The organism is Dietzia lutea (assembly GCF_003096075.1).
Lineage (GTDB): Bacteria > Actinomycetota > Actinomycetes > Mycobacteriales > Mycobacteriaceae > Dietzia > Dietzia lutea.
Map to the genome: position 1 here is coordinate 3,464,908 of NZ_CP015449.1, position 22,005 is coordinate 3,486,912.

24 protein-coding genes are annotated in these 22,005 nt (G+C 69.5%); 18 read left to right on the forward strand and 6 right to left on the reverse strand.

All coding sequences use genetic code 11. The features are described from left to right. Positions 1-7 precede the first annotated feature (7 nt). From A6035_RS15900 to A6035_RS15910, 3 genes are all read left to right on the forward strand, one after another. Positions 8-646, forward strand: a complete 639-nt coding sequence (locus tag A6035_RS15900; RefSeq protein WP_108848733.1) for a TetR/AcrR family transcriptional regulator — start codon at positions 8-10, stop codon at positions 644-646. A gap of 150 nt (positions 647-796) precedes the next feature. After that, a complete protein-coding gene (locus tag A6035_RS15905; RefSeq protein WP_108848734.1) occupies positions 797-1,204 on the forward strand; it encodes a PPOX class F420-dependent oxidoreductase in 408 nt (135 codons plus the stop codon). Positions 1,205-1,308: 104 nt separating this feature from the next. After that, entirely contained in the window at positions 1,309-1,881 is a 573-nt protein-coding gene (locus A6035_RS15910; protein ID WP_108848735.1) for a peroxidase-related enzyme, read from the forward strand. A gap of 76 nt (positions 1,882-1,957) precedes the next feature. Here the strand turns inward: A6035_RS15910 and A6035_RS15915 are convergent, their stop codons facing one another. Beyond that, entirely contained in the window at positions 1,958-2,662 is a 705-nt protein-coding gene (locus A6035_RS15915) for a superoxide dismutase family protein (RefSeq protein WP_108848736.1), read from the reverse strand. Positions 2,663-3,105: 443 nt separating this feature from the next. Between A6035_RS15915 and A6035_RS15920 the strand changes: the two genes are divergently transcribed. From A6035_RS15920 to A6035_RS15960, 9 genes are all read left to right on the forward strand, one after another. Then, the gene (locus A6035_RS15920; RefSeq protein ID WP_108848737.1) at positions 3,106-3,345 is read left to right on the forward strand and encodes a Flp family type IVb pilin; all 240 of its coding nucleotides are present in this window, start codon (positions 3,106-3,108) and stop codon (positions 3,343-3,345) included. A gap of 148 nt (positions 3,346-3,493) precedes the next feature. Next, positions 3,494-3,850: a TadE/TadG family type IV pilus assembly protein gene (locus tag A6035_RS15925; RefSeq protein ID WP_235026637.1), complete on the forward strand. Its 357-nt coding sequence runs from the start codon at positions 3,494-3,496 to the stop codon at positions 3,848-3,850. A gap of 23 nt (positions 3,851-3,873) precedes the next feature. After that, complete coding sequence (locus tag A6035_RS15930) at positions 3,874-4,776, forward strand: pilus assembly protein TadG-related protein (protein ID WP_235026636.1); 903 nt, start codon at positions 3,874-3,876, stop codon at positions 4,774-4,776. A gap of 46 nt (positions 4,777-4,822) precedes the next feature. Continuing rightward, on the forward strand, positions 4,823-5,527 hold the full coding sequence (gene cpaB / locus A6035_RS15935; RefSeq protein ID WP_162534013.1) for a Flp pilus assembly protein CpaB: 705 nt from the start codon (positions 4,823-4,825) through the stop codon (positions 5,525-5,527). Beyond that, positions 5,524-6,753 (forward strand): CpaE/TadZ family protein, encoded by a 1,230-nt coding sequence (locus tag A6035_RS15940; RefSeq protein ID WP_108848741.1) that lies wholly within the window; start codon positions 5,524-5,526, stop codon positions 6,751-6,753. Before cpaB ends, A6035_RS15940 begins: the two co-directional genes overlap by 4 nt. Further along, positions 6,750-8,225, forward strand: a complete 1,476-nt coding sequence (locus A6035_RS15945; protein WP_108848742.1) for a TadA family conjugal transfer-associated ATPase — start codon at positions 6,750-6,752, stop codon at positions 8,223-8,225. Before A6035_RS15940 ends, A6035_RS15945 begins: the two co-directional genes overlap by 4 nt. Next, on the forward strand, positions 8,222-9,166 hold the full coding sequence (locus tag A6035_RS15950; protein WP_108848743.1) for a type II secretion system F family protein: 945 nt from the start codon (positions 8,222-8,224) through the stop codon (positions 9,164-9,166). Before A6035_RS15945 ends, A6035_RS15950 begins: the two co-directional genes overlap by 4 nt. Positions 9,167-9,248: 82 nt before the next feature. Continuing rightward, a complete protein-coding gene (locus A6035_RS15955; RefSeq protein ID WP_108848744.1) occupies positions 9,249-10,148 on the forward strand; it encodes a type II secretion system F family protein in 900 nt (299 codons plus the stop codon). Position 10,149: 1 nt separating this feature from the next. Continuing rightward, the gene (locus A6035_RS15960) at positions 10,150-10,806 is read left to right on the forward strand and encodes a prepilin peptidase (RefSeq protein ID WP_108848745.1); all 657 of its coding nucleotides are present in this window, start codon (positions 10,150-10,152) and stop codon (positions 10,804-10,806) included. Here the strand turns inward: A6035_RS15960 and A6035_RS15965 are convergent. From A6035_RS15965 to A6035_RS15985, 5 genes are all read right to left on the reverse strand, one after another. Further along, on the reverse strand, positions 10,803-11,711 hold the full coding sequence (locus A6035_RS15965) for a tryptophan-rich sensory protein (protein ID WP_244192469.1): 909 nt from the start codon (positions 11,709-11,711) through the stop codon (positions 10,803-10,805). The genes A6035_RS15960 and A6035_RS15965 overlap by 4 nt on opposite strands. Before the next feature lie 108 nt (positions 11,712-11,819). Then, positions 11,820-12,899: a DoxX family membrane protein gene (locus tag A6035_RS15970; protein ID WP_208635548.1), complete on the reverse strand. Its 1,080-nt coding sequence runs from the start codon at positions 12,897-12,899 to the stop codon at positions 11,820-11,822. Positions 12,900-12,984: 85 nt separating this feature from the next. Next, positions 12,985-15,435: a heavy metal translocating P-type ATPase gene (locus A6035_RS15975; protein WP_108848747.1), complete on the reverse strand. Its 2,451-nt coding sequence runs from the start codon at positions 15,433-15,435 to the stop codon at positions 12,985-12,987. Between the two features lie 5 nt (positions 15,436-15,440). Continuing rightward, positions 15,441-15,647, reverse strand: a complete 207-nt coding sequence (locus A6035_RS15980) for a heavy-metal-associated domain-containing protein (RefSeq protein ID WP_108848748.1) — start codon at positions 15,645-15,647, stop codon at positions 15,441-15,443. A gap of 67 nt (positions 15,648-15,714) precedes the next feature. Then, positions 15,715-16,002: a metal-sensitive transcriptional regulator gene (locus tag A6035_RS15985; protein ID WP_108848749.1), complete on the reverse strand. Its 288-nt coding sequence runs from the start codon at positions 16,000-16,002 to the stop codon at positions 15,715-15,717. A 144-nt stretch (positions 16,003-16,146) separates the two neighbouring features. On the opposite strand from A6035_RS15985, the gene A6035_RS15990 reads away from it, so the two are divergent. The 6 genes from A6035_RS15990 to A6035_RS16015 are packed head-to-tail and all read left to right on the forward strand — an operon-like array spanning position 16,147 to position 21,941. Continuing rightward, positions 16,147-16,593: a DUF4383 domain-containing protein gene (locus A6035_RS15990; RefSeq protein WP_108848750.1), complete on the forward strand. Its 447-nt coding sequence runs from the start codon at positions 16,147-16,149 to the stop codon at positions 16,591-16,593. 9 nt (positions 16,594-16,602) lie between these two features. After that, positions 16,603-19,011, forward strand: a complete 2,409-nt coding sequence (locus tag A6035_RS15995; RefSeq protein ID WP_108848751.1) for a molybdopterin oxidoreductase family protein — start codon at positions 16,603-16,605, stop codon at positions 19,009-19,011. Beyond that, complete coding sequence (locus tag A6035_RS16000; RefSeq protein WP_108848752.1) at positions 19,008-19,490, forward strand: hypothetical protein; 483 nt, start codon at positions 19,008-19,010, stop codon at positions 19,488-19,490. Before A6035_RS15995 ends, A6035_RS16000 begins: the two co-directional genes overlap by 4 nt. A 17-nt stretch (positions 19,491-19,507) precedes the next feature. Then, complete coding sequence (locus A6035_RS16005) at positions 19,508-19,933, forward strand: ChaB family protein (RefSeq protein WP_108848753.1); 426 nt, start codon at positions 19,508-19,510, stop codon at positions 19,931-19,933. 54 nt (positions 19,934-19,987) lie between these two features. Next, a complete protein-coding gene (locus A6035_RS16010; protein WP_108848754.1) occupies positions 19,988-20,581 on the forward strand; it encodes a hypothetical protein in 594 nt (197 codons plus the stop codon). A gap of 13 nt (positions 20,582-20,594) precedes the next feature. After that, positions 20,595-21,941 carry a lipase family protein gene (locus A6035_RS16015; protein ID WP_108848755.1) on the forward strand — a complete coding sequence of 449 codons (1,347 nt, stop codon included), beginning with the start codon at positions 20,595-20,597 and terminating at the stop codon, positions 21,939-21,941. Positions 21,942-22,005: the final 64 nt, after the last annotated feature.

The window sequence follows — 22,005 nt, forward strand, 5'->3', positions numbered from 1 at the left end:
TGAGCGCATGCCCCGCCCCGTTGATCCGGAACATCACCGCGCCCGCCGGCTGCACATCATCGACGCCGGACTGACCATCCTCGCCCGTCACGGGTACGCCGGCGCCACCACCGCGGCGATCTGCCGGGAGGCGTCCATCGGCTCGGGAACGTTCTTTCATTACTTCCCCACCAAGGACTCACTGGTGGTGGCGATCATCGAGGAAGGGGCCGGGGAGACGCAGGAGTTTTTCGACGCCCAGGACGGCCGGTCCGACGCGTCAGAGGTGGTATTCGACTGGGTACGCCGGTCGCTGGCGGATCTGGCCGACCCCCGGGCCGCGGGGTTCATCGGCGCCGTCAGCGGCCTGGTCGGGCGCGACGACATCGCGGCCGCGCTGGCCGAAGAAGACCGTATCGTGCGGGCCGGGCTCACCCGCTGGCTGGCCGCGGCCCAGCACACCGGGAGCGTGCGCACCGATGTGAGCGCGGCCCGGCTGGCGAGGTGGGTGATGCTGATGGTCGACGGGTTCGCCGGCCAGGTGGGGGCGCCGACAGGCTTCGACGCCGCCGCCGAACAGCCTCTGCTCTTCGAGGCCGTCGGCTCCCTCCTTGCCGGCCCCGGCGGTCGCTCCGCGGGCATTCCGGCGCCCTCCGAGGCGAAGTAGCTGCCTTCGAGTTCGATGACGCCTTAGCCGACGCTGCGCGCGAGCCGGGCGCAACCGAGCTGCGGGTGTCCGGCTGGTAGCGGGTGACGACCGTGGCCTGACGACGCACACTGGGGACGGAACATGCCGCCCAAGGAAAGGACCCCAGCCATGACCGATTCCAGCCTGGACGACGACGTTCGCGACCTGCTCCTCAAGCCCAACCCGTGCGTGATGGCGACGCTGCGCAAGGACGGCTCGCCGGTGACCGTGCCCACCTGGTACCGGCTGGTCGACGATCAGATCCACCTCAACCTGGACGCGGGCCGAGTGCGGCTGCAGCACATCCGCCGCGATCCGCGGGTGGCGCTGTCGGTCATCGACTCGGGCGACTGGTACACCCACGCGAGCATCCAGGGCCGGGTCACCGAGATCACCGACGACCCGGACCTGTCGGGCATCGACGCCCTCGCCCGCCACTACACGGGCGAGCCCTACCCCGCCCGCGACAGGCCGCGCGTCGACGCCTGGGTGGAGATCGAGCACGTCCACGTCTGGGGCCGACTCCTCGACACCTGACTCGTCGGGGGCCTGCGGGGGCGGGACGGTCACAACGCCCGCGATGAGTGAATGGGGGCCTTAGGCTGAGCCCACCCCTCACCCCTCGACGCCCGGAGGCCCCCGTGTCGGACCGCTATCCCCTCGCCGAACTCGCCGACCTGCCCGACGACCTGCGCGAGCGCATCCTCGCCGAACAGGAGAAGGCCGGGTTCGTGCCCGAGGTATTCCTGATGTTCGGGCGGCGGCCCGCCGAGTCGCGGGCGTTCTTCGCGTACCACGACGCGCTCATGGAGCGGGAGGGGAACCTGTCCAAGGCGGACAAGGAGATGATCGTGGTGACCATCTCCGGGCAGAACAACTGCCTGTTCTGTGTGGTCGCGCACGGGGCGATCCTGCGCATCGTGAAGAAGTCCCCGCAGATCGCCGATCAGCTGGCGGTGAACTATCGCAAGGCCGATCTGACTCCGCGTGAGCGGGCGATCTGCGACTTCGCCACCAAGGTCAACCTGCGCTCGGACGAGCTGTGCGACGCCGACTTCGCCACCCTGCACGAGCACGGCCTGGACGACGAGGACGCGTGGGACATCGCCGCCATCACCGGACTGTTCGGCTTGAGCAATCGGCTCGCCAACGCCACGGACATGCGTCCGAACAACGAGTTCTACCTCATGGGTCGCGTGGCGCGGCAGAAGTAGCCGCTGACCAGTGTTCGCACGCCGGAGACCGCGGGCCGGCCACCGGCGCTGGCCTGCCGCTCAGCAGCGCCGCCAGTCAGCTCTGCTCTGTAACGACGCCGCAGGCGACGCGGCTTCCGCCGTCGCCGGCGTTGCGGGTCTCCTCGTCTGGCCCGTCGGGCGCGTAGCGCTCGGGGATGTTGGCGAGGTTGTCCGAGTTCTCGTGGATCATCACGGCCGAGCCGTCGTCGTCCAGCAGCAGGTCGCGGTCGAGCCGGTCGGTCAACGTCATGATGCGGGCCGAGCCGTCCTCGGTCACGAAGAGCGGCGGGAGGTCGCCGGCGTGCTCGGGGTGGCCCGCTTCGCCGTCGGGGCCGGCGAGATGGCCGCCTGCGGACAGGAAGGCTCCGCGCTCGCCCGGCTCGTTGGGATTCTCACTGTCCGGCTCGCAAAGCCCGATGCCGTGAATGTGGAGGCCGTGGAACCCGGGCGTGAGCTCGGTGGCGTCGACGGTGACGATCGTGCCGCTGTCGGTCTCGGCGAATTCCGCTGTGCCGCGCGCCTCGCCCTCGGGGTTGACCAGCTCGGCAACTGCGAAGACCTCTCCCTCGCCGGCGCCACCATTCATGCCGCCCTCGGTCACGGTCGTCGTCGCGGTCACCTGCGGCTCGACGTCGCCCTGAGCGGCCGGCGAGTCTTCTCCTGTGCCGCACGAAGCGAGAACGAGCGCGGATGCGCCTAGGGCGACGAGCGGCATTTTTCTGCGCGAAAGGCGGGCGGTGGACACGGTGCGTGCGGTCATCAGAACCTCCTCGGACGGCGTCGTGGCCGTCACGCTACCCAGAGGCTCAGGCCCTGCAACCGCCTTGGATGACAGTGGTTCTCACCGGGCGAACGCCAAAGCTTAGCGCTAGCACAAAATAAGCACCCGCTTGGCTAAATGACCTGGTGTTTTGTTGATTCGCCAACACTTGAGTCGGACGACCGCCCTGGCGGCCACGCCTTTGTCGCGTCCGCTCCCATTTAGAACTACTGGCCTGCAGCAACTCTCGACAGCGAGACCCCCTCCGCGGCCCGCACTCGCCACGCTGTGTGATGTTCGTTACGCAAACTTGTCCAAAGGCTTGCGGAACCTGAGAGGGAGATGCATACTCTTCTCAGTCCCCGCACAGATTCCTCTGGCCCTCCGCGGGGCGCCCTCCCCGCGAGCCCACGGGCTCGATCCCTCGCAAGAAAGGGTTCGTCATGAACCAGGCGTACTACGCTCTCGCCACCCTGCAGGCCTTTTTCTCCGATCGCCTGGACAACCGCAAGGACCGCGGCGCGACCGCTGTCGAATATGGGCTGATGGTCGGCCTGATCGCCGTTGCGATTATCGCCGCCGTTGTCTTCTTGGGCGACACGGTCAGCGACATGTTCGCAGGGACCAGCAACGAGCTCGACAGTCGGACCGAATTCGACAACGTCACTGTGCCTGCCGGCTGACCCGACCCCGTGGCATATCGCAGCCTCGGCACAGCGACAACCTAGCGCTGCGCCGAGGCTGTGGTTCCCAGCATCCCGACCCCCACCCTCTCCCACCCCCTCAGGCGCCGCAATGCTCACGTCCTCACGTGACCGCGGAGCAGCCGCAGTGGAATTCGCGTTGATACTTCCGATACTCCTTCTCCTGGTCATCGGAATTCTCGAATTCGGCCGCGCCTACCACGTCCAGACCACCCTCTCCAATGCCGCACGCGACGGTGTGAGAGTAATGGCGCTGCAGGATTCTCATACTGCTGCGCTCACCATGGTCAAGAGCTCCGCAGAGACCCTCCCCCTCACCGACTCGATGATCGTCGTCACCCCCACGACGGGCTGCACCTCCGATGTGACCACACCAGGAATGGCATCGGTCACCATCACCTACCCGTTCACACCGGTCTCGGGCCTCTTGCCCATCGGAAATCTCACCCTCACCGGTAAGGGGACCATGCGATGCTTCGGATAACTGACGACCGCGGGGCGGTCGCGGTGATCGTCGCCATCCTCATGGTTCCGCTTCTCGGTTTCGCGGCGATCTCCCTCGACATGGCTGCGACGTACGCCGAAAAGCAGCAACTCCAAACTGGTGCCGACGCCGCTGCGTTGGCCATAGCGCAAGATTGTGGCCGCGGGGCCTGCGATTCGCCACTAGACACGGCCCAGACGTTCGCGACGCTCAACAGCAACTCCGGTGACGCCGTTGCGAGTCTGGCCTCGATCCCCTCAGTAACGAGTGGCCGAGTGACGGTAACCAACTCGGCGGTTCGTCAGCACTGGTTCGCACCGGTGCTCGGGATCGATTCCACCGAGATCAGCACCACCGCCAGCGCCGCCTGGGGTGCCCCGACCGGCGGAACAGCAGCGTTACCGCTCATCATCTCCCTCTGCGACTACAACGCACGTGCCATAAACGGGCGTCCGTCGGGGATCGAGCAGACGATCGTCACAACGCCCGCGGGCAGCTGCTCAAACCCGGAGTCCTCACACAACATGCCGGGCGGCTTCGGCTGGCTGGAATCGGATTCCAAGAAGAGCTGCTTCACCACGACATGGATAGACACCCAGGCGGACAGCGAACCAGGTAACACCCCTAAGCAGTGCGATCTCTCCACCATCCGGGACCGGACCATCCTCGTCCCGCTCTTCGACGACGCCGACGCAGGCAGCACCGGTGGAAACGGCAGAAACGGCTGGTACCGGGTTTACGGATACGCAGCATTCCACGTCACCGGGTACTACTTCTCCGGGCAGGAATGGAATGCCCCGTGCAAGGGGAAGGAACGCTGCATCCGAGGCTACTTCACGACGATGGTTCACTCCGACCCCGACTTCGACTACGGACCGGACGCACCGAATTTCGGCGCCTCGGCCGTCTACCTACTACCCGACTAGCGAGTAACCAATGAATCGTCGCGTGATCGCCGCGGTGGCCGCAGCCGTGCTGGCCGTGCTCGGCGGGGTGCTCCTCATCACCTACGTCAACAACGCCGACGAGCGTGCGCTCGCCGGAATGGAACCGGTTAGCGTCCTGGTCGCCACAGCACCGATTCCGCAGGGAACACCCGCCGAGGGCATTGCACCCATTGTGACCGCCGAGGAGATCCCGTCGTCCGGGGTCGGGCCCGGTGCGGTTCGCTCACTGGCGGAACTCTCCGGACTGGTTGCCGCTACCGACATCCAGGCCGGAGAACAGCTCCTGGCCGGTCGATTCGCGACCCCGCTAGAGATGCAGGAGTTCGGCGGCATTCCCGTCCCGGACGGACTGCACCAAGTGACCTTGCCGCTGGACTCGGCGCGCGTCGTGGGCGGAACCGTCACCCCCGGCGACCTCGTGGGCGTGTTCATCTCCGTAGGTGAGCAGACCCACCTAACCCTGGACAAGATTCTGGTCACCCGGGTGCAGGGCGGACTTTCCCCCTCCGCTGGCAGCAACGGTGACGAGGAGTCGACCGCGGCCAGTGACGACCCGGCGGCGGCTCCTGTGCACGACGGCGGGGCGATGGTCACACTCGCGGTCAACGCACGCGACGCGGAAACCATCATCTTCGCCGCCGAGAACGGGAGCATCTGGCTCTCCATCGTCCACCCGGATGCCTCGACTGACGGCACTCGCATCGTCGACCCCGGGAACGCGTACCGATGAGCCACCTACTCCTGATCTCCGACTCCGCCGAACTGCGGCAGCACGTCGCCGACGCGGCCCGTACCCGGATCTCGGTGATCGGTGCGCGACCGATACCCACCGGACCGTCGCAGCTGTTCCAACAGCTGGGCTCCGGAGCTGCCATCCCGCAGATCGTGCTCATCGACACCGATGCGGGCCTTGACGACGCTCTGTCCCTGTCCGGCAGGCTTTCCGCCGAAGTACCCGGGATGGCGATCATCCTGTTCAGCGAGCAGCCCGACTCCCTCGCCCTTGCCGCACTGCGGGCGGGTGCGCGTGACGTGGTCCGTCCCGATGCCGACCCCGACGAGCTCCGAGACGTCCTCAACCGCGCCGTCCAGTCGGTGAACGGCGCGCAGCAAGGCCATGGCGATCCCGCCAGCAACGGCAACGCCTCCACCAAGGGACGGGTTATCGCCGTGGTCTCGCCCAAGGGTGGAGTAGGCAAGACCACCGTCGCCAGCAACCTAGCTGTGGGCCTCGCGCGTGCCGCTCCCCTGTCCACCGTGCTGGTGGACCTCGACGTGCAGTTCGGAGACGTGGCCAGCGCGCTGAACCTCGACCCGGATTACACGCTTCTCGACGTGATCCGTGGCCCGGCCGTACAGGACTCGATGGTCCTCAAGACCTTCCTCACCCAGCACCCCACCGGCCTGTACACGGTGTGCGCCCCGCTCTCCCCCGCCGACGCGGACGAGGTCACCACCGCCGACATCGTCCAGCTCCTGCAGACGCTCGCTGCCGAGTTCCGCTACGTCGTGCTCGACACGGCACCCGGGCTCAACGACCACGCGTTGGCGGCGATGGACCAGGCCGATGATCTGCTCCTACTCACGAGCCTCGACGTGCCCGGCGTCCGAGCCATGCGCAAAGAGCTCGATATCTTGCGCGATCTGGGGCTGTCCTTCGAGGGGCGCCACATGGTGGTCAACTTCGCCGACTCCCACAGCGGGCTGAGCAAGTCAGACGTGGAGGCCACGATCGGCACCGGAGTGACACTGCTCCTGCCCCGTCACCGCGGAGTGCTGGCCTCCGTAAACCAAGGGGTTCCCCTCCTGCAGAACGACGGCCGCGACCCGGCGACCAAGCAGTTGCGCAAGCTGGTGGGTCGATTCACCACGGGTGCGATGCAGTCCGTCGACACCACCGAACCGACCCCAGTAGGGGGACGCCACCGAGTTCTGAGAAAGAGAGCCCAACGATGAGCCTGTCCGATCGCCTGCGGGCAGTCCGCGGCGCCGTCGGCACTGAAGAAGTCACCTCCGCCCCCGCGTCGGCGGACTCGGAGGCCGTTTCGCCTGTCGGCTCACCTTCAGAGATCACCGCCGCCCCGAGCACGCACGCCGCGGCCGTTCCCGAACCGAACTTCGCCGCGGACCCGGCGGGCGATCCGCTCATCGCGCTCAAGGAACGCGCAGCCTCGGCGTTGTTCGAGCGGATCGGCGCGCGCCTGAACAACCCCTCGCTCACCGAGAAGCAGCTCCACGACATGGTGCGAGCCGAGCTCAACAAGGTGGTCGAGGACGAGACCATCCCCCTCACCAGCGACCAGCGGCTTCGTCTCATCACCGACGTTCAGGCCGACGTGTTGGGCCACGGCCCGCTGGAGAAGCTGCTCGAGGACCCGGACATCAGCGAGATCATGGTCAACGGGCCCGACATGATCTACGTCGAACGCCGCGGCCAGATCACCCGCCACCCCTCGCGGTTCACCTCCGAGGAGCACCTTCGGCAGGTCATCGAGCGGATCGTCTCCCGCATCGGCCGCCGCATCGACGAGTCGTCGCCCCTCGTGGACGCCCGCCTCGCCGACGGCTCCCGCGTCAACGCCGTCATCCCGCCCCTCGCGGTCAACGGCTCGTCGCTCACCATCCGCAAGTTCTCCGCCGACCCGTTCCAGGTCCGCGACCTCATCGGGTTCGGCACGCTGTCCCCCGAGATGGCCGAATTGCTGCAGGCGTGTGTCGAGGCCCGGTTGAACATCATCGTCTCCGGCGGCACGGGCACCGGTAAAACCACTCTTCTGAACGTCCTGTCCTCCTTCATCCCCGACGGCGAGCGGATCGTCACCATCGAGGACGCGGTCGAGCTCCAGCTGCAGCAAGACCATGTGGTCCGGCTGGAGTCCCGCCCAGCCAATATCGAGGGGAAGGGCGAGATCAGCATCCGCGACCTCGTCCGAAACTCACTGCGCATGCGCCCCGACCGCATCGTCGTGGGTGAGGTCCGCGGCGGAGAGACCCTCGACATGCTCCAGGCCATGAACACCGGCCACGACGGCTCTCTCTCCACCGTCCACGCCAATTCGCCACGTGACGCCATCGCCCGTCTGGAAACCCTCGTCCTCATGGCCGGCATGGACCTGCCGCTTCGGGCCATCCGCGAGCAGATCGCCTCCGCCGTCGACGTGATCATCCAGCTCACCCGCCTGCGCGACGGCACCCGCCGCGTCACCGCCGTCACCGAGGTCCAGGGTATGGAGGGCCAGACCGTCACCCTGCAGGACGCATTCCTGTTCGACTACTCCGCTGGCATCGGCCCTGACGGCAAGTTCCTCGGCAAACCCCTGGCCACAGGTGTGCGCCCGCGCTTCACCGACCGGTTCAACGAGCTCGGCATCACCCTCTCACCCCGTGTCTTCGGGGTCACCGGCGACGGAGCAGGAGCTATCCGATGATCTCCTCCCTGCTCTCCTCCGCCGGCCTCGGGATCGTCGCGCTCGTCGCCGCCGCCGTCATGGCGACCTATCTGGTGATCTCCCCGGCGCCCGGCCACATCCCGCGCGAGCGCCGCCGGCCCGGCCAGTCCGCCGGCCCCGGCCTGCTGAACCGCGCGGCCGCCGCGCTGACCGAGGGGATCGACGCCGTCCTGCGCCGCCGCGGGACCCCCGGCGCCGGCGCGCTCGAACAAGCCGGCATCCGCATGCGGCTCCAGGACTACGTCTTCCTCGTCGTCGTCGCGGCCCTCGTCGCGTTCGCCCTAGGCCTGGTGCTCTCCGGCGTCCTCCTCGGCCTGTTCCTCGTCCTCCTGGTCCCACTTGGGGCCGTCGGGCTGCTCAAGGTCCTCGCCGCGCGGCGCCGCGCCGCCTTCGCCGACCAACTCGACGACTCTCTGCAGCTCATGTCCAGCAGCCTCCGAGCCGGACACTCCATGCTGCAGGCGCTCGCCTCCGTAGCGCGCGAAGCCGAGGAACCCACCTCCGAAGAGTTCGCGCGCATCATCAACGAGACTCGCGTCGGCCGCGACCTCGGCTCCGCGCTCGAGGAGACCGCCACCCGCATGGGCAGCCAGGACTTCGTGTGGGTCACCCAGGCCATCGCCATCAACCGCGAGGTCGGAGGAAACCTCGCCGAGGTGCTCGACGCCGTCGGCCACACCATCCGCGAGCGCAACCAGATCCGCCGGCAGGTCAAAGCCCTCGCCGCCGAGGGCAAGCTCTCCGCGTACGTGCTCATGGCCCTGCCGTTCGGAATCGGCGGCTTCCTGTTCATCTCCAACCCGTCCTACATCGGTGTGCTCACCGAGAGCATGCTCGGCTGGGGCATGATCGGCGCCGGCGTCGTCATGCTCGCAGTGGGTGGCTTCTGGCTGAGCAAGGTCGTGTCCATCAAGTTCTGACCGTCGGCCAACCCCTCCTCGCCGGTGCCCCAGTTTCCCCTCCCTCTTCCCCTCTCCCGTCTCCGCGAAAGGAGGCCCCACGATGCCGCTGACCGCCGTGTTGGCCGTGTTCGTTCTGTCCACGTCGATGTTCCTATTGTCCTGGAGCGTCTTCGCCGGCCGTGACAGCGCCCGCGTGCGCACCGTGGAGAACTTGCAACGCGGACTCACCGCGGGGTACGGGGTCGCCGCAGGCCCCGTCGACGACGAGGAGCAGGCCAGCAGCCGGATCGTGGACATCGCCCGGCGACTCACCCCACGCGGGACCGTCAAGCGGCTCGAGCGACTCATCATTCGCGCCGGCCGTCCGCAGGGGTGGACGATCGAGCGACTCATCGTGGTCAAGCTCGGCCTGCCGCTCGTCGTGGTGATGCTGGGCCTGCTGATGGTGAGCTCGCGGCCCGAGCCGCTGCTGCTCCTGCTGGTCCTCGGTACCGCCGTGGTCTGCTACTTCCTGCCCGAGCTGCTGCTCACCAGTCGCAGCCAGGAGCGCAACGACGAGATCCAGCTGGAACTCGCCGATACTCTCGACCAGATGACCATCGCCGTGGAGGCCGGGCTCGGCTTTGACTCCGCCATGGCTCGCGCCGGACGCAACGGCACCGGCCCACTCGCGCAGGAGCTCATCCGCACCTTGCAGGAGATCCAGGTGGGTCAGCTGCGCCGCACCGCCTACGAGAACCTCGCCCAGCGCACCGATGTGCCCGACCTGCGGCGCTTCGTCCGAGCGATCATCCAGGCGGACGCCTACGGCATCTCCGTCGCGGACGTCCTGCGCACTCAAGCCGCCGAGATGCGACTCAAGCGCAGGCAGCGGGCGGAGGAGAAGGCCCAGCAGGTGCCGGTCAAGGTGATCTTCCCCCTCCTGGTGTGCATCCTGCCCGTACTGTTCATCGTGCTGCTCGGTCCGACCGTCATCAACATGATGGAGGCGTTCTCCTGACGTGACCACTCCCGTCACCGCCCTGATCTGCGCCCTCCTCTGCGGTGGTGCCGCCGCCGCGCTCACCCGGTGGATGCGCCGGCTCGCCGAGTCGGATTCGCGGTGGCTGCGCAGCGGACTGCACGTGGCGCTCGCCGCGGCCGGGGGCGCCGGTGCCGCGGCGCTCGCGACGAACTGGGCCGAGCTGGTGGCATTCGCCGCGCTTGCGGTGGCGTGCGGCCTGCTCATCGCGATCGACCTGGCGGTGTTCCGGCTACCCGACGCGATCGTCGGCCCGCTCTATCCCGCCCTGTTCGCCGGGCTCGCGGTGTCCGCCTGGCTCACCGACGACTGGGCAGGACTCGGACGGGCCGCCGCCGCGGCCGTCGCGCTGCTCGGCTTCTACTTCGTCCTCGCGCTGATCAACCCGTCCGGCCTCGGGTTGGGTGACGTCAAGCTGTCGGGCGCGCTCGGGGCGCTCCTCGGCTGGCTCGGCTGGCCCGCCGTCCTCGCCGGCACCCTCGCCGCGTTCGCGCTCAATGCCGTCGTCGCGCTCGTGCTCCTCGCGTCCCGACGGGTCACCGCCAAGAGCGGGATCGCGTTCGGCCCAGCGATGATCCTCGGCGCGGTACTCGGCGCCGCCTACTGGGTGGCGCGCTCAGCAGCCTTCGCCGGTTAGACGGGCTGGCGCGCCCCGCGGTCGGCGGCACCGCGGCCGCGCTCGCGCCGCAGCGTCGACAGCCGTCGGCCTAGCGCCACGACCACCACGACCACCGAGGCGATCGCCGCGGTCCACACCAGGGCGGCCGACTCGTGTTCGCCCGAGGTGCGGCCGTACGCGACCCACGCGAGGCCCCATGCGGTGGCCAGCGCCGGCGGGATCCGCCCGCCGCTGATGAGCGCGGTGGCCACGCCGACCGCCGCGGCCACCACGATGCCGACGATGCCGAACGGCACCTCGACCACCACGTCGACGCCCGCGCTCGCGAGCCACGCGTAGGTGTTGGCGAAGAACGCCACGGACACCCAGCCCAGGTACAGCCCGAAGGTGCCGTCGGTGACCACGGACTCGACCACCCCGCCGATCCGCGGCGCGCCGAGGATGTACAGGATGCGCACGAGCACGGCCAGCAGCAGCACGATCACGATGACCGAACCCAGGATCAGTTCCAGCTGGACCGCCCAGATCCACGCCGCGTTGAGCAGCACCGATGCCAGCGCCCACGGCCGCAGCGCCGCCTGCCGGGCCGACCGACGGGCGGTCGGGGTGAGCTGCCACAGGGCGTACGCGGCGAGGCCGATGTAGATGACGCTCCAGATGCTGAACGCCGACCCGGCGGGGGCGACCGGCGTGGCGTCGGCGGACAGGACTCCGCCGGCGGCCTCGGCGATAGGGGTGCCACCCATCGCGCCACTGCCGAAGAACGCGGCCACGATCGCCGCGGCGGTGCCCAGCACGGTGATGACCGGCAGTGCCCAGCCGGTCGGCGTCGCGAGGGTGCCCGGGCCGGCGACGTCGGCGGGCCCGCCTGGTTCTCCGAGGTCACCGGGGCGCCCGGAGGATGTATCGGCCGCGGGATTCATGTGAGACCTCATAACTCCACCCAACCACGCGGGGGCCGATGTCGCAGCCGGAGTCCGGCCCCGGAGACGACTGCCAGCGTCCGACGGGAGGTGCCGTCCGACGGGCGGTCAGCGGTTGACCGGAGTGGTCGGCGCCCAGCTGAAGCCGCGATCGAACAGGTACCGCGACTCCGGGTCCTCCGCGAGGATGACGTCCACCCCTTCCCCGGACAGTGCGACCCCCGCCGGGACCGGCGCCCATGTCAAGACCACGGTGCGTTCGTACTCGCGCACCAATGGACGGTCTCCCTCCCGTGCCGGGTAGAGATCGATCAGCACCCGGTCTCCGTCCACGGAGTAGCGGCCCTCGTAGAACTCCCCGTTCGCCAGCCTCAGGGCGAACCGCGCGTGCTCGACCCCGTGCTGGCCGAACGCCACCTGCTGCCAGCGCGCGTCCTCGACGAGCTGGTCAGCGGGCGGAGCGGTGTCCTCGACGACCCGGTACACACCCGGTAGCCCCGGTGACATCGGCGCCGCCACGCCGGCGCCACCAGTCATCGTCGCGAACACCGTTCCCGAGACGCCCAGCACCGCGACCGCCGTCAGTGGCCCCGCCCACCGGGCGACTCGCTGCAACCGTGTCCAGGGCACGGGGCGGGGGAGCATCGGCGCGGGCACCGGTCGACCGGTGAGGATCCTGCCCAGGTGCGCGAACCACGGGGCCGCGACCACCAGACCCGCCAGCGTCATGACCAGAGTGAGCTGCTTGACCGGAACGTCGAAGGTCATGTTGAGCAAGAAGACCACGGCCATCACCGCGGCTGCCACGAGCCCACCCAGCCACGCCGTCCGCCGGAACAGAAGAAGCGCCGCAGCCACCACCTCGGCCACTCCCGCCAGGATCTGCACGATCGGCGAGAAGGCCATGAACCGCCAGAGCAGGCCCATCGGGCTCATCTCACCGAATGTCGTCAGGGAGTCGCCGTAGTCGGCCACGCCCATCTGCATGAGGAACACCTTGGACCAGCCGTAAATCAGCAACGTGCAGGCCAACCAGAGGCGCAGCACCCAGTGGGCGATCCAGCCTGCAGTCACCCACCGGCGCCGGGCTCGGCCGGAGTCGGTGGGCCCGACGTCAGTGGATGTCGGGGGTGTGGGCGCGAGGGTGTCGCGCGGAACGGCCACGGAGAGATCGGCGTCCTGATTCATGACCTCGATAGTAGGAACCCTGAGTGCCCCTGACGGGGGACTCAGGGTCCGGTTCAGGGCGCACGCCGGTACGCCCGCCCCTCGGTCAGACGTCGGCGCGGAACCTCCGCAGTCGCAGGCTGTTGGCCACCACGAACACCGACGAGAACGCCATCGCCGCCCCCGCGATCATCGGGTTGAGCAGCCCGGCCGCGGCCAGCGGCAGCGCCGCGACGTTGTAGGCGAACGCCCAGAACAGGTTGCCCCGGATCGTGCCCAGCGTGCGCCGCGACAGGCGGATCGCGTCGGCCGCCGAGCGCAGGTCGCCGCGGACCAGGGTGAGGTCGGAGGCCTCGATCGCCGCGTCCGTGCCGGTGCCGATCGCCAGACCCAGGTCGGCGGTGGCGAGAGCGGCCGCGTCGTTGACGCCGTCGCCCACCATCGCGACGACCCGGCCCTCGGACTGCAGGCGGCGGACCACCTCGACCTTGTCAGCGGGCATCACCTCGGCAATCACTGTCTCCGGGCCGGGATCGATCCCGACCTCGGCGGCCACCGAGGCGGCCACGGCGGCGTTGTCGCCCGTGAGCAGGACGGGCGTGAGCCCGAACTCACGGAAGCGACCGATGGCCTCGGCCGAGGTGTCCTTGATCTGATCGGCCACCACGAGAACCCCGCGGGCTTTCCCGCCCCAGCCCGCTGCGACCGCCGTGCGGCCGGCCTGCGCGGCCTCGGTGAAGGCCGCCTCCAGCTCCTGCGGCAGCGGCATGCCCCGCTCTGCCAGTAGGGCGGGCCGGCCGACGACGACCACCTCGTCGTCGTCGACACCCTCCACGGCGTCCGCGCCGACCGCACGGCGGACACCGGCGCCGCCACCCACCCGGCCCGATACGCCCAGGCCCTCGTGGTTCCGGAAGCCCTCGACGGCCGGCAGCGCGCCGACCTCCTCGCGCGCACCCGCGGCGATCGCGCGGGCGATGGGGTGTTCGGAGGCGTCCTCGACGGCGCCGGCGCGGCGCAGAACCTCGGCGCGGTCCTCGCCGCGCGCGACAGTTGTAGTGACCAGCGCGTGGCGGCCGGTGGTGACGGTGCCGGTCTTGTCCAGGACGATGGTGTCGACGGCGCGCGTGGACTCCAGCACCTCGGGACCCTTGATGAGGATGCCCAGCTGGGCGCCGCGCCCGGTGCCCACCATGAGCGCCATGGGCGTGGCCAGGCCGAGCGCGCACGGGCAGGCGATGATGAGCACTGCCACGGCGGCCGTGAACGCCATCGACGCGCCACCCCCGGTGACCAGCCAGTACAGATGCGTCGCCACCGCCAGCACCAGCACGACAGGCACGAACACGCCGGAGATGCGGTCGGCCAGACGCTGCGCGGCGGCCTTGCCCGACTGGGCGTCCTCGACCATTTGCGCCATCTGCGCGAGCTGCGTGTCCGCGCCGACGCGGGTCGCGCGCACGACGAGGCGGCCGCTCGCGTTGACGGTGCCGCCCACCACCGCGTCACCCGGGCCGACCTCGGCGGGCACGGACTCGCCGGTGACCATGGAGGTGTCGACCGCGGAGGCGCCGTCGACGATCTCGCCGTCCGTGGCGATCTTCTCGCCCGGACGCACGACGAACTCCTCGCCGACCTGCAGCGCGTCCACCGGGATGCGTGTCTCCACGCCGCCGCGGAGGACGGCCACGTCCTTGGCGCCCAACTCGAGCAGCGAGCGCAGGGCGGCGCCGGCCGAGCGCTTAGAGCGGGCCTCGAAGTAGCGGCCGAGCAGGATGAACGTGGTGACGCCCGCCGCGGCCTCGAGGTAGATGTCGCCCGCGCCGTCGCTGGGCGAGAGGCTGAACTCGAACCCGTGCGTCATGCCGGGCATACCGGCGTGGCCGAAGAACAGCGCGTACAGCGACCACGCCAGCGCCGCGGACGTGCCGAGCGAGACGAGCGTGTCCATGGTGAACGCGCCGTGGCGCAGGTTGATCGCCGCCGCGCGGTGGAACGGCCACGCGCCCCACACCACGACCGGCGCGGCGAGCGTGAGCGAGAGCCACTGCCAGTTGGTGAACTGCAGCGCCGGGATCATGGCCATCGCGATGACGGGGATCGACAGGATGGCTGAGATGAGGACGCGGCGGCGCAGGTCGTCGACCCGATCGGGGCCGGCGGCGTCGTCGGTCTGGTTGTGCGCGCTGCCGACCGTACGGCCGGCGTCGGCGGCGGCGCTGTCCGTGTCGGACGCGTCGCCGGTGGCGGCGTCGCCCGTGGCGGGCTGACGAGTCCGGGGCTTCGGCAACCTCGCGTGGTATCCCGCCTGCTCGACGGTGTCCAGCAGGAGCTGCGGCTGCAGGCCCTCCGGGATCCGGACGCGCGCCTTCTCGGTGGCGTAGTTGACCTCGGCGGTGACGTCGTCGAGCTTGTTGAGCTTGCGCTCGATCCGGTTCGCGCACGACGCGCAGGTCATGCCCTCGATCTGCAGCTCAACGAACGTCGTGGGGGGCGCCGCGCCGGTGGCGCGCGCCGAATCGGCGGCGGAGGTCCGGGTGGAGTCACTCGTGGTCATGGCGGTCAGGCCTCCGTGAGTGTGTACCCGGCCTCGTCCACGGCGGCGCGGACCGCCGCGGGATCGACCGGGTCGGAGGAGACGACGACGAGGCGGCCGGACTCCAGATCGACCTCGACCTCCGTGACGCCGGGAATCTCGGAGACCTCCTCCTTCACGGACGCGACGCAGTGGCCGCAGGTCATGCCGGAGACGGTGTAGGTGGCGGACATGGTGTTCCTTCTTTCAGTCGGCTGTGTGGGGCGTGATGCTCGGACCTGGTTCAGTTCCGGGCGCGGCTCACGATCGGACCAGGCGGGCGATGGCGGCGTTCGCCTCGGCGAGTTTTGCCTCGGCCTCGGGGCCGCCGTGCTCGATGGCGCCGGCGACGCAGTGGCCGAGGTGCTCCTCCAGCAGGCCCAGCGAGACGGACTGCAGCGCCCGGGTCATGGCGGAGATCTGCGTGAGGATGTCGATGCAGTACTTGTCCTCCTCGACCATCCGCTGCAACCCGCGGGCCTGCCCCTCGATGCGACGCAGCCGCTTGAGGAGGTCGTCCTTGTGGGGGGTGTATCCGTGCTCGGTCATGGCTCATACGGTACCCCCCTAGGGTATGCCTTGCAAGGGTGGCGATCTGCTCGCCGCTACCGGTGTCGTTTCGCGGCGGTTCTTTCTATGGTCGAGACCACACCTGCTTCTCGTTGTCGACCAGTCGAGAAAGGAACGGCAGTCATGACCGCACAACCCGAAAACGTTGCCCGCCCCCGCCTTCCGGTGCAGCTCGCCTCCCTCGTCGTGGGCGTGGTGTTCCTGCTCGTGGGGATCGCGGGATTCATCCCGGGCATCACCACCGACTACGACTCGATGCAGTTCATCGGCCACGAATCCACGGCCATGCTGCTCGGCGTGTTCCAGGTGTCGATCCTCCACAACGTCGTCCACCTGGTGTTCGGCGTGCTCGGCATCCTCATGTCCCGCACCCCGGCTCAAGCCCGCCTGTTTCTGCTCGTCGGCGGCATCGTCTACCTCGTCCTGTGGATCTACGGAATGCTCGTCGGCCACGACTCGGCGGCGAACTTCGTGCCGCTCAACACGGCCGACAACTGGCTGCACCTGGGCCTGGGCATCGGCATGGTCGCTCTGTCCTTCCTCCACCGCGGTCGTCCGGCCGACACCTGAGCACTCGTCATGACGAGACGGAGCAAGTCGACGCCCGACCGTGTCGCCGACCTGTGGGGCGACCGCACGCCCTACGGGCCCGGTGAGCGATGGCCCGTTCGGGTGGACATGCACCTGGCCGACGGTGTGGCGGAGACCGACGTGGAGCGGTGGGTCCAGACGGCGTCGATCCTGCACTCCAACGGCGACGCCTTGGACATCGCGGTCCGCGACGACCGGATCGCCGGCGTGCGCGGCCGCGCGGTCGACCGGGTCAACCGCGGCAGGGTGGGGGTCAAGGACCTGTACGGATGGCAGGCCAACGCCTCGCCCGACCGGCTCACCCGGCCACTGGTCCGCGAGGACGGCGAGCTCGTGGAGACGGACTGGGACACCGCGATGGAACGGATCGTCGGCCGCACCAACGAACTGCTGGAGGAGCAGGGCCCCAGTGCGATCGGCTTCTACACCACCGGTCAGCTGTTCGCCGAGGAGTACTACACGCTCGGCGTCATCGCGCACGGCGGCATCCGCACCAATCACGTGGACGGCAACACCCGGCTGTGCACGGCCACGGCCGCCGCGGCTCTCAAGGCCTCCTTCGGCTGCGACGGCCAGCCCGGCTCCTATGCCGATATCGACCACGCCGACGTCATCTGCCTCTACGGCCACAACATGGCCGAGACCCAGAGCGTCACGTGGATGCGGATCCTCGACCGACTCGCCGGGGACGATCCACCACAGCTGCTGTGCGTGGACCCGCGTCCGACCCCGGTCGCTGAGCACGCGACCCTCCATCTCGCCCCGAGACCGGGAACCAACCTGGCGTTGATGAACGGCCTGATCCACGAACTCCTGGCCGCCGGCCACGTCGACCACGACTACGTGGACCAGCACACCGTCGGATACGCCTCATTGGAGCAGCAGGTCGCCGATTACCCGGCCGAGCGGGTGGCCGAGATCTGCGACGTCCCGGCCGAGCAGATCCGCGCCGCCGCCCGTCTGATCGGGAGCGCCGAGCGCCTGATGTCCACTGTGCTGCAGGGTTTCTACCAGTCCAACCAGGCCACGGCGGCGGCCGTCCAGGTCAACAACATCCACCTGCTCCGCGGCATGCTGGGTCGGCCAGGCTGTGGCGTCCTGCAGATGAACGGCCAGCCCACCGCGCAGAACACCCGCGAATGCGGGGCCGACGGGGATCTGGCCGCCTTTCGGAACTGGTCCAATTCCGCACACGTCGAGGATCTCGCCCGGATCTGGAACGTCGACCCGATGGACATCCCGCACTACACCGCCCCGACACACGCCATGCAGATCATGCGCTACGTCGAGGAGGGGTCGATCCGGCTGCTGTGGGTGAGCGGGACGAACCCGGCCGTCTCGCTACCGGAACTCCGCCGGATCCGGTCGATCCTCTCGCAGGAGCGACTGACTCTGGTCGTGCAGGACATTTTCCTCACCGAGACCGCGCAGCTCGCCGACGTCGTGCTGCCAGCGGCGACCTGGGGCGAGAAGACCGGCACGTTCACCAACACCGACCGGACCGTCCACTTGTCGGAGAAGGCCGTCGAGCCGCCCGGGGAGGCCCGGCCGGACCTCGACATCTTCATAGACTACGCCCGGCGGCTGGGACTGAAAGACAAGGACGGCGAGCCGCTGATCACGTGGCACGACCCCGAGTCCGCCTTCGAGGCGTGGAAGGAGTGCACCCGCGGTCGGCCTTGCGACTACACCGGCTTCACCTACGACAAGCTCCGCGGCGGCTCCGGCATCCAGTGGCCGTGCAACGAGGCCCACCCCGACGGCACCGAACGGCTCTACTCGGACGGAAAGTTCTGGGCCTCCCCCGACTACTGCGAGAACTACGGCCGCGACCTGGTCACCGGCGCCCCGAAGGACGCCACCGAGTACAAGGCGATGAACCCGGAGGGTAAGGCGATGCTCAAGGGCGCGGAGTACGTCCCCGCCCACGAGTGCCCCGACGATCAGTACCCCCTTCATCTGATCACCGGCCGCACGATCTATCACTTCCACACCCGAACCAAGACGGGGCGGGCCCCCGAACTCCAGTCCGCCGCCCCGGAGGTGTGGGTCGAGATCTCCGCGGCAGACGCCGCCGCCGCCGGGATCACCGACGGCGACGGCACGCTGATCACCACGCCCCGCGGGCGGGTCCGCGCCGCCGCGCGCATCACCGGGATCCGGCAGGGCGTGATCTTCCTGCCGTTCCACTACGGATACTGGGATTCCGCCAGCGGCCCCGGCCCGGATGAGGACGCCCCCGCCACGGCCGCCAACGAGCTGACACCCACGGATTGGGACCCTGTGTCGAAACAGCCGATCTTCAAGACCGCCGCCGCGCGGATCACCCGGATCGCCGACGACGGGGACACCGCCCGCAGCGAGGCGGCGACAGCGCTCGCGGGAGGAGCGTCATGAAGCTCGGGCGCGTCCTGCGCGAACTGCACCGCTCCGAGGTCGCGCTGGGGCGAAAACTGCTCCAGACCTCCGAGCGCCACCGGGTGGACCACGAAATCCACCACGTCGCCCGCGATCTCGTGGCCTGGTCGCGGACCCACATCGCCGAGATCGCCCGGATCGGCGGCGACTACGACCAGGACCTCGACCCCGCTCCCCGGCTCGAGCTGGGACCGGCCGCCAAGGTGCGGGAGAAGGGTAGCGAGGTCATCGGCCGGGTCGGCGATGCAGAACTGCTCCTTCTCGAGGACCTGCGCACGGTCTATATGGAGGCCTCAGGAGTCGCCATGGACTGGCTCCTCATCGCCCAGGCGGCCCAGGGGTTGCGACACCGCGATCTCCTCGCCGTCGCGGAGGAATGTCAGCCACAGACCACGCGTCAGGCCACGTGGGCCCAAGCGAAGCTCAAGGAAATCGCCACTCAGATTCTCGTCAGTTGAACAGAAGAGGAGACGTCATGCCCAAGACCGGTAAGGACGGCCACGCCAAGGAGAGCGAACTGCCCTCGACCCTCCAGCGCAGCGACCAGAAGGCCAAGGACACGTTCGCCAAAGCTTATGACTCCGCCGAGGAGGAGTACAGCAGCGAATCCCGCGTGGCCCGCACCGCCTGGGGCGCGGTGAAGCACACGCACGAGAAGGTCGGCGACCACTGGGAACCCAAGGACTCCTCCGGGCCGTCGGACTCGAAGTCGGAGAGCGGGGGCCCGAACCCGTCCGGGAAGTCCGAGGGCGGCGTCGACGCCAACGCGACCAAGGAGCACCTCTACGAGCAGGCCCAGAAGCTCGACATCCCGGGCCGCTCGGACATGACGAAGGACGAGCTCGTCGACGCGCTGCGCAAGGCCAACGACAAGGAGACGCGCAAGAGCCGCGACAAGTGAGAGGCCGGCCGGGCGGGCCGCATCGTCTGACGACATGACGAGCAGAGCAACCCCGTGATCCGCCGCGAGCACCTCGCGTGGAATCTGCATGTCGCCGGACTGCGCTACCGGTTCCGGGAGAGCCTGCAGCCGGTAGCCGCTCAGGCGGGTCCGCGCTGGCAGCCCGGGGTCTATTCTCCCCGCGTGGCGATGCATCCGGAGCGCCCGGTCGCGGGCGAGGCGCGCGTGGCCCTGTGGTGGCTGCCGGTCGGCGCCGGTGGCCACCTGGTGATTCACACCAGCCGCTGGAGGGAGCGCTACCGGGCCTGGCGCGAGCACCGGGACCCGCGTCCGCTGTTCCACGGCGCCCCGGAGACCTTCACCGATCCGCCCGATCACGACCTGCGGCGCCACGTGATCGAGATGGCGCCGGCCTGGGGACGCGTCGCCCCCTCGGTGGTCGTCGTCGCGACCGGCCCGGCGTGCACGCGGGGCCGCTCCGGCCGCCCGACTGCGGCTCAGCACCCGGGTGGGCGACAGGCATCGCGGTCGCCCGCGAGGCAGCTCCTTCCGCGCCGTCGCACGACGACGGGCCACCCTCCGACGACATCTCACCGCGACGGGCGATTCCCGACTAAGCTCCGCTTTATCGTGATCCACGCCATATGAGTCCGGGGGGACCGTGACACTTCGCCGCACCGCGCTCCGCGCAGCCGCCTTCGCCACCGCAATCGCCACCGCGTTCGCTTCGGGCGCCCTCACCGCGCCGGCCGCCGGCGCCCAGGGTTCGTCCAACGACCCGGTGCCCTCGTTCTACCAGCCGCCGGCCGAGCCTCCCAGCACTCCCGGCGCCCTCATCAAGAGCGAGCCGTTCCCGCTGGCCGGGGCGCTCCCGCCGATCCCCGGCGCCGGGCCGATCTCCGACGCCGCCGGGCCGCTGTCCACCGACGCGCAGCGCATCATGTACACCTCCGTCGGGTCGCGCGGCCAAGCGATCGCCGTGACCGGCGCCTACCTGCAACCGCGCGCACCGTGGACCGGGCCCGGGTCGCGTCCGCTGGCCGTCGTCGCGCCGGGCACCCAGGGCCAGGCTGACCACTGCGCACCGTCCAAGACCTTCCAGAATCTCGCCACCGTCCGCACCGACCCGCCGGGCGTGGGGTTCGGGTACGAGCTCATCCAGGCCTACGCGTTGCTCGCCCGCGGGTACGCGGTCGCCATGACCGACTACGAGGGCCTCGGCACGCCGGGCCTGCACTCGTACATCAATCGCGAGTCCCAGGCGCGTGCCGTGCTCGACCTGGCGCGCGTCGCGGCGTCGGTGCCGGGCGCCGACATAGCCCCGGACGCCCGCACGGTCTTCGCCGGCTACTCACAGGGCGGCGGCGCCGTCGCCGCGGCCGCCGAACTGCACCCGCAGTACGCGCCGGAGGTCAACCTGGTGGGCACCGCCGCGGGCTCGCCGCCGGCCGACCTGCTGGCCACCCTCGAGCAGGTCGACGGCACCGCGATCGCCGGAGTGATCGGCTACTCGCTCAACAGCCTGCTCGACGCCTACCCGGGGATGGGGCCGGTCATCGACCCGTACTTCAACGACCGGGGCCGCGCCATGCTCGCGGTCACCGCCGACCAGTGCATCGGCGAGACCGCGGTCCAGTTCTTCCAGCAGCGCACCACCGACTACACGGTCTCAGGACAGTCGGCCGGCGACATCGTGCGCTCCGAGCCGGTACTCATGGAATTCCTCGATCGCCAGCGGATCGGACGGCTCGCCCCCACGACTCCCGTGCGCGTCCTCTCGCCCGTGAACGACGACGTCGTCCCCGGCCACCAGTCGCAACAGTTGGGTCGCGACTGGTGCGCGCAGGGCGCCACCGTGGACATGGTCATCGACCCGATGCCTGCCGTCGCGCCCGGCCTGGTGATCGGTCACGCCGCACCCATGCTCACCGGACTGGACGGAAACCTGCGCTACCTCGACGACCGCGTCAACGGCGTCCCGGCGCCGAGCAACTGCGGGACCTACTGAGGCCAGCGACTCCGGACCACCGGGCCCCGGGGCTGGCGGCCCGGCCCCGGACCCGACGTCGACA